The sequence below is a fragment of the Microcystis sp. M_QC_C_20170808_M3Col genome, from assembly GCF_007095505.1.
In the GTDB taxonomy this organism is placed as follows: Bacteria; Cyanobacteriota; Cyanobacteriia; order Cyanobacteriales; family Microcystaceae; genus Microcystis.
Genome location: NZ_SFBY01000007.1, coordinates 1 through 10625 on the forward strand (window position 1 = coordinate 1; position 10625 = coordinate 10625).

Annotated in this window: 12 protein-coding genes and 1 pseudogene; 2 read left to right on the forward strand and 11 right to left on the reverse strand. The window is 43.1% G+C overall.

Annotated features, from left to right (window positions below):
* Positions 1-471: 471 nt before the first annotated feature.
* The 7 genes from EWV84_RS00220 to EWV84_RS00250 form a co-directional block, all read right to left on the reverse strand.
* Complete coding sequence (locus EWV84_RS00220) at positions 472-621, reverse strand: hypothetical protein (protein ID WP_287075609.1); 150 nt, start codon at positions 619-621, stop codon at positions 472-474.
* Complete coding sequence (locus EWV84_RS00225; protein ID WP_287075611.1) at positions 618-1004, reverse strand: hypothetical protein; 387 nt, start codon at positions 1002-1004, stop codon at positions 618-620. The genes EWV84_RS00220 and EWV84_RS00225 overlap by 4 nt, the downstream gene beginning before the upstream one ends.
* Positions 1005-1088: 84 nt before the next feature.
* Positions 1089-1430 carry a XisI protein gene (locus EWV84_RS00230; RefSeq protein ID WP_287075613.1) on the reverse strand — a complete coding sequence of 114 codons (342 nt, stop codon included), beginning with the start codon at positions 1428-1430 and terminating at the stop codon, positions 1089-1091.
* Positions 1418-1543, reverse strand: a complete 126-nt coding sequence (locus tag EWV84_RS00235; protein WP_323801828.1) for an element excision factor XisH family protein — start codon at positions 1541-1543, stop codon at positions 1418-1420. Before EWV84_RS00235 ends, EWV84_RS00230 begins: the two co-directional genes overlap by 13 nt.
* A 472-nt stretch (positions 1544-2015) precedes the next feature.
* Positions 2016-3221: an argininosuccinate synthase gene (locus EWV84_RS00240; RefSeq protein WP_286825848.1), complete on the reverse strand. Its 1206-nt coding sequence runs from the start codon at positions 3219-3221 to the stop codon at positions 2016-2018.
* A gap of 162 nt (positions 3222-3383) precedes the next feature.
* Entirely contained in the window at positions 3384-5375 is a 1992-nt protein-coding gene (locus EWV84_RS00245; RefSeq protein ID WP_287075615.1) for a DICT sensory domain-containing protein, read from the reverse strand.
* Between the two features lie 165 nt (positions 5376-5540).
* Positions 5541-5675 (reverse strand): hypothetical protein, encoded by a 135-nt coding sequence (locus tag EWV84_RS00250; protein WP_002736350.1) that lies wholly within the window; start codon positions 5673-5675, stop codon positions 5541-5543.
* A gap of 82 nt (positions 5676-5757) precedes the next feature.
* Between EWV84_RS00250 and EWV84_RS00255 the strand changes: the two genes are divergently transcribed.
* On the forward strand, positions 5758-6696 hold the full coding sequence (locus EWV84_RS00255; RefSeq protein ID WP_287075617.1) for an SGNH/GDSL hydrolase family protein: 939 nt from the start codon (positions 5758-5760) through the stop codon (positions 6694-6696).
* A gap of 164 nt (positions 6697-6860) precedes the next feature.
* Here the strand turns inward: EWV84_RS00255 and EWV84_RS00260 are convergent, their stop codons facing one another.
* Positions 6861-7988, reverse strand: coding sequence for a 5-(carboxyamino)imidazole ribonucleotide synthase (locus EWV84_RS00260; protein WP_287075619.1), 1128 nt, complete (start codon positions 7986-7988; stop codon positions 6861-6863).
* Positions 7985-8494, reverse strand: a complete 510-nt coding sequence (locus tag EWV84_RS00265; RefSeq protein WP_002760385.1) for a pentapeptide repeat-containing protein — start codon at positions 8492-8494, stop codon at positions 7985-7987. The genes EWV84_RS00260 and EWV84_RS00265 overlap by 4 nt, the downstream gene beginning before the upstream one ends.
* Positions 8495-8754: 260 nt before the next feature.
* On the opposite strand from EWV84_RS00265, the gene EWV84_RS00270 reads away from it, so the two are divergent.
* Positions 8755-9618 carry a branched-chain amino acid ABC transporter permease gene (locus EWV84_RS00270; protein ID WP_286825061.1) on the forward strand — a complete coding sequence of 288 codons (864 nt, stop codon included), beginning with the start codon at positions 8755-8757 and terminating at the stop codon, positions 9616-9618.
* A gap of 126 nt (positions 9619-9744) precedes the next feature.
* Here EWV84_RS00270 and EWV84_RS00275 read toward each other — a convergent pair whose 3' ends face one another.
* Both EWV84_RS00275 and EWV84_RS22695 read right to left on the reverse strand, forming a co-directional pair.
* Positions 9745-10128, reverse strand: coding sequence for a DUF4346 domain-containing protein (locus tag EWV84_RS00275; RefSeq protein ID WP_286825060.1), 384 nt, complete (start codon positions 10126-10128; stop codon positions 9745-9747).
* Positions 10129-10493: 365 nt separating this feature from the next.
* A pseudogene (locus EWV84_RS22695) lies at positions 10494-10625 on the reverse strand (RNA-guided endonuclease InsQ/TnpB family protein); the annotation flags it as partial.

Sequence of the window (10625 nt, forward strand, 5' to 3'; positions counted from 1 at the left end):
ATTAGGTAGTTGACCACCTGAAAATCGGTAAAACCCATCCCCCATCCCCCATCCCCCATCCCCCAACCCCCAACCCCCACCGAAAAACTTTTTCAGCAGACCCTATATAAATATTTTTGACTCGTTGCAAGGTAGAACCTTGCAACGCAGATAAGCGAGGTTCTACCTCTACTTATTTCTTTGACCCAAATTATCACCTTCGCTCCTAGGTTCCCCCGCAATAAATTGACTGGGTGCATCTTACATTTGCAGGAATACCGACAATCAGCAATTATCAGTGACTCTTAGATGATTACAAATGTGTCAGCAGCTGTCTGTAAGCATCCCACCGAAAAACTAATGCGCGGGGGGTTTGGGGGGTAGAACCCCCCAAAAGCTTGGATTGAGTCATAAAATCGGAAGTGATACTAAATCCGTTAAGTATAGGCTACATATCGGGAGAGGCACTCATGCAAAAGGGGCAGTAAATAATCAGTTTTTAATAACCGGATTTAGTATGATATGTTCAATCTCCAGCAATCCTAACACATATTTTTGTAAACTTAAACAATACCCACAGCGATTGTTAGCTTGTTGGCGAATTTTATCTTTAGTATAGTCGGGAATAGGGTTAGGATTCATGCTTCTAAGGGGGAAATTAATCCTCTTTTAAACGCTTCATTTAATCCTTGAGACTTCTTTAACAAGTTTATTTGATAAATTTGCATCAATGACCAAAGTTCCCTATTTTCAAAGGTTGATAAATCCCTCTCTTGTTGTTCATTGAGCAACTCGCTTAATCTTTGATCCTGTTCTGATGCCATTTGTAATTGAGTTAATTTGATAATTTCTTCATCTGATAATGAATTTAGGGATGAGATTTTTTCGCCTTGATAATTGGGACTAATAGAAAAAGCGATCGCTTCTACTAATATATCATTAAGATCACGGTTAATTGAATGGGCTAAGGATTGAGCTAGATTAAAAATCTCATCAGGTAAAGTTAAAGTAATTGAAATAGCCATAAGCTTTTTTGATGCTGGTTTATAGAGATATTATAATTATAACTCAAATTTTTTGGCGATTTCGAGGCAAGATTTGCCGATAACTTAACTCACAGCAAACCCTGTTAACTTACGAGTTTCCAGATCGTAAAAAGCTAAAACTATATCTTCTTTAGAAATACCCTCCCTTAATAATTCCGTAGCGATACCTTCCTCAGTCCCATCCTCCTCAATATAAATCTTCTCATTTTTAATCCTAATATGGACTTGAATATTCCTGATTTTTTTCTTGCCTTCCCAACCCATAAAAAGCCAAAAATACTGATCATGTATCTCATCAAAAACAAGACAACTTTCTTGATCTAAATTAGCAGAACCAGAAACCCATTCGTGATATTCTGTTAATACTTTTTTAATGGCATTACGATATTTTTTTAATCTATCCATTGTAAAATTTTCTCCTTTTCCATTTCAACAACCAGCAAAAGTAATTGATTTATTTTCACAATAGCCTGAATTGATTCTGGTTGGAAAAAATTTTCATAAATGCTGTCTTTAATGGCTAGATAGGGTTTGCGGCAAAAAGTTTTTCGGTGGGGGTAGGGTGTGGGGTGTGGGGTGTGGGGTTTTACCCGTTTTCAGAGGGTCAATTAGCTAATTTTCGGGGAAAAAGTACCTGAATTTTCCCCCCGACCACTCCAATGGTTGGCACTTTTTGAGGTAAAAAAAGTCTAAAAGTCTTACCCAACAAGGTTTTTAGATTTATTCAGCAAACCCTAATTAAGGCATTTTTCACGGCTTCATGGTAAATATCTTTTGCTGGCATGGTTCTAAAAAAGTAATTTCATTAGTTATATTCAATTTTATTAACAATCCTAAGTCTGATAAAATTGGTAATCAAATTTAAATCAGTTATCGAGTCTGGTTCAAATTTAATTTTTGTTGATCCCCCCCTTCTCCCCTTAATAAGGAGGGTGCTGATAGTCGGGGGGATCTGAATTAAAACCCACTTACTTAGGGGAGGATTGTTGATTACTTCCCTCTAGTTTTTTCGGCCCAAACTTTGCTGGGTAATCCCCAAACATAGATGAAACCTTCGGCAGCTTTATGATCAAATTGATCCTCGGCCCCATAGGTAGCTAAATCGGGAGAATAGATAGAATTGACTGACTGACGACCGACCACTTTAGCGTTACCTTTAAACAGTTTGACTCGCACCGATCCCGTTACCTGTTCTTGGGTTTTGAGGATAAAAGCATCGATCGCTTCCTTTAAGGGACTGTACCACAATCCTTTATAAATTAACTGTCCGTAGGTATCTTCAATTCCCCGTTTATATTGGGTAACATCTCCAGTTAAAGTCAAACTTTCTAGGTCTCGGTGAGCATCAATTAAAACTAATAAAGCCGGGGCCTCGTAAATTTCTCGGGATTTAATTCCCACCACCCGGTTTTCGATCATATCTAACCGACCAACACCGTGTTTACCCACTAGGTCATTTAATTGACTAATTAGCGTGACGGGAGCGAGATTTTCTCCGTTTAAACTGACAGGAATCCCCTGATTAAAACCAATATCGACGTATTCCGGCTCGTTGGGAGTATCGGCGATCGCTTTGGTCATTAAATAGATTTCTTCCGGGGGTTCCGTCATCGGATCTTCCAAGGGACCGGCTTCAATACTGCGCCCCAACAGGTTACGATCGATACTAAAAGGCGAGGATTTTTTCACGGGAGACTCGATCCCGAATTTTTCCCCGTAGGCGATGGTTTCTTCCCGGCTCATGCCCCATTCCCGGGCGGGAGCGAGAACTTTTAAACTAGGATTGAGGGCCATAATGCCCACATCAAAACGCACCTGATCGTTACCTTTGCCGGTGCAGCCGTGAGAGACGGCATCGGCCCCGTATTTCTCGGCGGCCTCTACTAATAATTTAGCGATTAAAGGACGAGCCAGGGCGGTAGAAAGGGGATAACGATTTTCGTAGAGGGCATTAGCTTGAATTGAGGGAAAAGCGTATTCTTTGACGAATTCTTCTTGAGCATTGACGACTAAGGATTCGATCGCTCCGCAGCGCAGAGCTTTTTCTTGAATTGGTCCTAATTCGTCTCCCTGTCCTAAATCGGCGGCTAGGGTAATCACTTCTTGCACTCCCCATTCCTGTTTGAGATAGGGAATACAGACGGAAGTATCGACTCCTCCGGAATAAGCTAAAACCACTCTATTGGCGCGTCCCATAATTTTTTCACCTAAAAACGACTAATTGATTACTCTTTTAAGTTTATTATATATCTTGGGGGTTTGATGCTTCTTTTTTAATGCTTTTTTGTTTAGTTTTTGATGAAGAAAAGGAATAGGAAGTCACGAGCAAAGAGCAAAAACTAAACGGGCAACCAGCCGCTATTTACGTTTACTGGCAGGACGACGGGAGGATTTTTTAGGAGCGGTATTTTGGGGATTATCCTTAGTTTTATCTTTAAATACTGGAATAGTAAAATGAAACTGACTGCCGTTATTTTTTCCCTGGGATTCTGCCCAAATTTCGCCGCCCCAACCATTAACGATCTGACGACAGATAGCCAGTCCTAAACCGGTTCCCCCGGCACTGCGTCGCAGGGCCCCCTCCTCTTGGTAAAAGCGATCGAAAACCTGTTCTAAACGATTGGGTTCGATCCCGCGTCCAGTGTCAGAAATGGTTACTTCTAGAGTTTTTGGCTTTCCCGAAGCGACTTCGATCGAGACACTTCCCTCCCGTCCGGTAAACTTACAGGCATTATCGAGCAGTTTGGAGAGTAATTCCACTAACCACTCGCCATCGGCTAAAACAAAGGGCAGATTGGGGGGGACAAGATTGATAATTTTTGGGTTGTCGTTGTCGAGATTGCGGGAGTGAACGTGACTGATGGCTAATTCCACACATTCCGATAAGGATAAAGCTTCGGGATTCCAATTAACCCGGCCACTTTCTAACCTAGAAAGAGTTAAAAAATCTTGGATTAATTTACGCATTCGTTCCGCATCTTTCAGGGCAGTATCAAGCATAATTTGGCGCATTTCTGCCGGCATATCCGGTTCCGAGGCCAAACTTTCTAGACAGACTTGAATGGTGGAGAGGGGGGTGCGTAATTCGTGGCCGGTAATGGCGACCAAATTAGAACGAGTGCGATCGAGGGCGGCCAATTGTTCATTTAAATCCTGTAAATTAGCGTATGCCTCTGCTTGAATGAGGGCGACTCCGATTTGAGTGGCCACCGCATCCACAAGGGCGACATCCTCGCTTTTCCAAGTGGTGGTATAGGGTCCACAGTGATGCAGTTCCAACATTCCCAAGAGACGACTTTGGTAAAAAATCGGTACTAATAACCAGGAATAGATGGAACATTCCCGCACGAGATTTTGAATGGAATCGCCGGGGAGACGGGGATCGTGAATAGCGTCTTCGATTTTCAGGGATTCTCTCAATTCCAGCACTTCCTGAAAAAGAGGATTATTTTTCAGTGGCCATTTTTGTCCTTTGATGGAACTAATGCCGGGGTTTAAAAATTCGTGTTCGATGGTGGCGTTAATGTCGGCCTCATGACAACGATAGACCACGCAGCGACAGACTCCCAATCCCTGCCCCAATTTCTGCACTGCCACCTGTAGGATAGCTTCCGGATCGAGGGAACGACGGATCGAGGCTGTCACCGAGTTGATCAGTCTTTCCTTGTGTTCTTTCGATGCCAAGGAACGATTGGCTTTCAGCAGTTTATACTGTCCTGCTTGCAAATAAGTGACTAATCGCTGGATAAAGGGATCTGCTTCCTCTTGATGATCCCTGTCCGTCAGTTCACAGATCAGGTATTCTTCTTGGGCGCGCCTAATTTTCTCCGCTAGTTCGGGACGATAATCGAGAATATGATTTAAAAGAATTTGGGCGGCCTGTTGACTCCCATGGCGATCACTCGTCCAAATCCCCTCAAAACGACGATTATTATCCATAGCTGCCCCATTTTCCCCCTCTGCTGTCAGATGGGTTCGTTCCCGACAGATTAAACAACTAGCATAATGGCGACCGATAACCACTAGATGCCATTCTTGGGCTAAACTGTCCTCCGGTTGAAAAGCGATCGTCTCGTAAATGTCGGAACTATGCTTAAAATCGGTTTCTGGGGCCGACAAAACATAAACTTGCCCGCTTTTGTGGGCAATGCGTCGATAGCGATGGGCCTCTTGACGATAAAAGCGCTCACGCTGAAAACTGGCAATCACTAACGGTTGATCGTCTTCCGCTAAAACCTGATCCTCCATGGCGTGGGATAACGCAGTCAGGGATGCTTTGAAGTACATCTGCGATCGCCATTGGGGGAGTAACTGCAACAGTTCTGTTAAAACAGAAGTTGATCTGCTCATCGATGATCTGTTTCGAGTCGAGTGTGACTAGCAAGCGCGATAGAGGGAACTAGCAATTTATCCCTTGACCCTATCCTACAGGCTCAAGGGGACAAGAGGTGAGATCGTGATGGCAAGAAATTTAAACCGAGTGATGCCAAAAGTGAGCGAAATTATTCTAGTTAACTAGATGTAGGCGACTTTCATTGCCCAAAGAATCAGAGCAATAATACTACCGATAACGATAATCGACGATATCGCCACTACTGCCGGTTTATCGGCTCCCTCGAATTTCATGATGCCACGATTTAAGTCTGACATTGCCCTTAACTCCTTTTCATGAGATGGATGTAGAAAGTATGAGACACTTTAGGATCATAAATTAGCGAACTCTCATCTATCCGTGTTATTAGAAATTGGTATCATTCGGCTGTCTTTAATCATTCTAGGCGTTCTTTTCGCCCTTGCCCTTTTCCTTGAGGCTATTTTAAGAATTGTCTTCGGGTTCGGTAATCCGCTTATTTACGAAGCTGATGCTGAAATTGGCTATCTTTTGGCTCCTAATCAACAAACGCGCCGTTTTTCTAATCTTATCGCCGTTAATCAGTATTCGATGCGGAGCGATCCGATTACACCTCAACGGCCCCCGGAGACGACGAGAATACTGTTAATCGGTGATTCGATCGCTAATGGCTCCTGGTGGACGGATCAAAAAGAGACCATTTCTGCTTTAATCACCAAAAATTTAGGCCAGAATCTGACTGGTTCAGTGGAGGTTCTCAATGCTTCGGCCAATTCTTGGGGACCGCGCAATCAATTGGCTTATCTGCGACGTTTCGGAACCTTTGAATCCCAGGTGATTGTGTTATTAATGAACACCGATGATCTGTTCGCTTTAGCTCCTAGTTCGGCGGTGGTGGGACGAGAAATTAATTATCCCGCTCGCCGGCCGGCTTTAGCTTTAATCGAATTGTACGATCGATATTTTAAGCGTTATCCCCCCCTGCCACCGGTGCGAGAAGGGGGCGATCGAGTGGACAATAATTTAACCGCTCTTGCCCAAATTCAAGCCCTTGCTCAGGCTAATCAAGCCCGTTTAATTATCGCTATTACCCCCCTAATTCGCGAAGCTCAAAAACAGGGGCGAGATTATGAATTAAAAGCCCGTCAAAGACTAGCAGATTTCACCAGCAACCAGCAGATTTTTTATCTAGATTTTCTGCCCATTTTTCAAGCCCATCCCAATCCCGATTCTCTCTATATCGATAATATTCATCTCAGTCGAGACGGTAACGAGTTAATTAGTCAAAAACTCGCCGAGGCAATCAAAAAAGTCTTTTAATTAGGATTTACTGGAAAAGTTTGTTGCTGGGAGCAGGATTCAGGGTTCAGGAGTCAGGGTGATAGGGATTTAGGGGTTTAGGGGTTTAGGGAAATTTCAGCCAAATGCTCCACTTCCCGACTTCCCCACTTCCCCACACCCCCACTTCCCCACACCCCACTTCCCTAACAACCATACCAAAGCTTTTCTATCTGCTTTGCTAGGTCCAATAACTCAGAGCGATCGCTTGTATCTCTTAACAGGGTGACATGGCCTAATTTTCGACCCGGACGGGATTTTTTACCATACCAAAAAACGTGAGCCTCCGGAATTGCCGCTAAAATCGCTCGTTTTTCGGCGTAATCGCCGTCACTATCCTCAAAACCTAATAAATTAACCATGACTGCCCCGGCAGATTTTAAATCCGTGGCTCCGAGGGGCAAATTAGCCACTGCTTGCAGTTGTAGGGCAAATTGGGAGGTAAGACAGGCAGAAAGGCTGTAATGACCCGAATTATGGGTACGGGGAGCGATTTCATTAATCAATACCTCTCCCTGGGAAGTGACAAATAATTCCATCCCGAAAACCCCCACCGCCGACAAACTACTTAACAGATGACGGGCGATATATTCGGTTTGAGCGTGTAAAGATTGGTTAAGAGTGGCGGGAGCGATTACCCAGTGACAGACTTGCTCCTCTTGATGGGTTTCCACCAGGGGATAGGTGACGATTTCCCCAGTTAATCCCCTAGCGGCAACGATGGCTAATTCGCGCTCGTAGGGAATATAAGCTTCTAACATCAAGTCAAGAGGCTCTAATTGCGGCTTTTTGGCGTTTAATTCTTCAGGAGTGCGAATAATAAAGGTTCCTTGACCATCATAACCCTGTCGTCGCGCTTTCAGCACCAGCGGAAAAGGATAATTTTCTAGTTGGGATAAATTATCTATCGCCCAAAAATCAGGCACAGGCAACCCTAGGGAGCGTAAATAACATCTTTGCTCGTATTTATCCAATAGGGGGCGCAGATTTGCCAAACTAGGATAGAATTTCACTCCTGTGTCCGCTAATTCTTCTAGGGCATCTAAATTAACAAACTCATTTTCAAACGTGATCAGATCACAATGTTGAGCTAGTTTTTTTGTGCCTTCCACGTCAGCTATTTCTGCGAAGACAACCCCGTCAGCTAAAGCAACGGCGGGATCGTCGGGGTGTGGTGTTTGTACAATTAGAGAAATGCCTAATTTCTTGGCTTCCTGTGCCATCATCCAAGCTAATTGTCCACCACCAATAACACCAACCCTTGTTTGCATCATTGATCACATCCTAAAGATTCCGGGGTAGAGACGCCGGTTTTTGAGTTTACACCCTCGGCTCTTTCACAGAGATTTTTGATTTGTTGAGCGTCAAGCACGGCAAAACTAAAATCAGCACCGTTGATGTTTACTCCCTCGAAAATGGTACGCAGCATGATCGCTTCGGCAAAAATGGCATCGCTTAAATCAGAATTTTTAAAGGTACTCAGATAGGCTAACCCATTGGTTAAGTCCGCTCCATGAAAGTTGCCTTCGATGATAGAGGCTCCGTTAAACACCGCCCCGCGCAAATCGGCAGAACTAAAGTTAGAATCTTGGAGATTAACGTTAGTAAATTGGGCAGATTGCAAATTTTGTCCCGAAAAATCCTTTCCTGTCAGATTCTGGTTTTCATAACTGGCATTGGCTCCTGTGACAGCAGCAGAACTGGCAGCTAAGGCATTGACAGGAGATAGGATAAATAGTAAGGCAAAAAAAGCGATCGCTAATCGAAAGATAGTCTTCATCAGGGGAAAATTCCATCAGTGGGCATTCTTGATTTTATAGCAGTAAGCCATCGGCCGTCAGCTTTTCGCTGGCCGCTAGAAATTGCTGGCACAGAAACCTTTATAATAGCTGTCTAAGCTTATACTGCCATGCAATTTAGTCTAAACAAAAATATTTAAGCAACGGGCCATCAGCTTTCAGCTAAATACAAAAGTTAATGAATTTTCTCTCTCCTGACTCCTATTTCTAAGGACAATTTCTGATTTATACAAGAGGTTTGATGGATACATCGCAACTTTTATTCAATGGTTTAGCCGTCGGCAGTATTATTGCTCTGGCTGCTGTTGGGTTAACCCTTACCTGTGGCATTTTGCGTCTGTCTAATTTTGCCCACGGCGATTTTATGACTTTGGGTGCTTACATAACTTGGGTGGTAAATGCTCAAGGGATTAATCTCTGGTTAGCGATGCTGGTGGGGGCAGCGGTGACAGCTATTGCCATGCTCATTGCCGAGAGATTATTGTGGAAACCCATGCGCGATCGACGGGCTGATTCTACCACTTTAATTATTATTTCGATCGGTTTGGCTTTATTTCTTCGCAATGGTATTTTAATGATCTGGGGCGGTAGTAATCAACGCTACGATCTGCCTGTGATGACCGCTACAGAAATTTTTGGGATTAAAGTAGCTTTCGATCGCTTGTTAGTCATTGGTTTGGCAATTATAGTTATTATTGCCCTCCATTTGTTATTGCAAAAAACTAAGATCGGTAAGGCGATGCGCGCCGTAGCTGACAGCACCGATTTAGCTAGAGTAACCGGAATTAACGTCGAATGGGTTGTCTTCTGGACATGGATAATTACGGGAGTTTTAACTGCTTTAGCCGGAGCGATGTTCGGGTTAATTACTGGGGGAGTGCGTCCCAATATGGGCTGGTTTTTAATCTTACCAATGTTTGCCGCCGTGATTTTAGGTGGTATTGGTAATCCCTACGGAGCGATTGCCGGGGCTTTAATTATTGGTGTTGCCCAAGAAATTAGTGTTCCCTTAATTGGTTCTGATTATAAATTAGCCGTGGCTTTATTAATTATGATCTTGCTGTTATTATTCCGTCCCCAAGGTTTATTTAAAGGCACGGTTTAACAGTTATCAGTTATCAGTTATCAGTTATCAGATGTAAGTTTTAAGTTTTAAGTTATTTACTTATTTATCTTCATCTTTATCCCTGTTTACTGATTACTGTTTACTGATCACTGACAAGCCCAATTTTTAATCCTGAATATATTCTTCACCGGTGATTAAAGCGTATTCAGCGCGGGTAAATTCTCGACCTAAATAAGCAGCATGATCGAACATAGTAATTGGACAAGGTTGGTTTTCTTCGATCACTTTGACGGCTAATTCTTTGGCGGTTCTTGCGGTGTAAATAGTCTCAGGATTGCGATCGAGTTTTTGCCTAACACCGATAACTTTTCCCGTTTCTGGATCGACGGCTAAACCTTTTTCATTGATAATATTGCTGTAATGTTTGGCACAGATTAACCCTGCTTCTCGGTCTAGATAAATAATAAAATATCCTCCGGGATCGAGAGCGATCGGACGTTTGGAAAGTTGATGATCAATAGCTGTGATTTGGGATTTTAATTCGCTCATTTTCTTGACAAAATCACTTAAATATGTAGATGAAAGCAAGAGCAAATTATATCACATACCATCATCCTTTTTCTAGAGCATTTTGTAAGTAGGGTCTGCTGAATAAATCTAAAAACCTTGTTGGATAATATCTTTAGGCTTTTTTGAAATCAAAAAGTGCCATTTCTTGGAGTGGTCGGGGGGAAAATTCAGGTACTTTTTCCCCGAAAATTAGGTAATTGACCCTCTGAAAACGGGTAAAACCCTACACCCTACACCCCACACCCCACACCCTGCCCCCACGAAAAACTTTTTGCCGCAAACCCTACTTAGATATAAGCCGTATTTTCTGTTAACAAATCTGACCTACTGAGCAATAATAGTTACTAATTCTGTACCCAAACGTCGCACTTTGAATCAGCTTTGTACGCTTTGACCCGTACAGGGCTAACTACAAGCCTCTCTATCGGATTCTTGCTAAATGCAACCTCTCCGACTACCTTTCTCCCTATATTTAA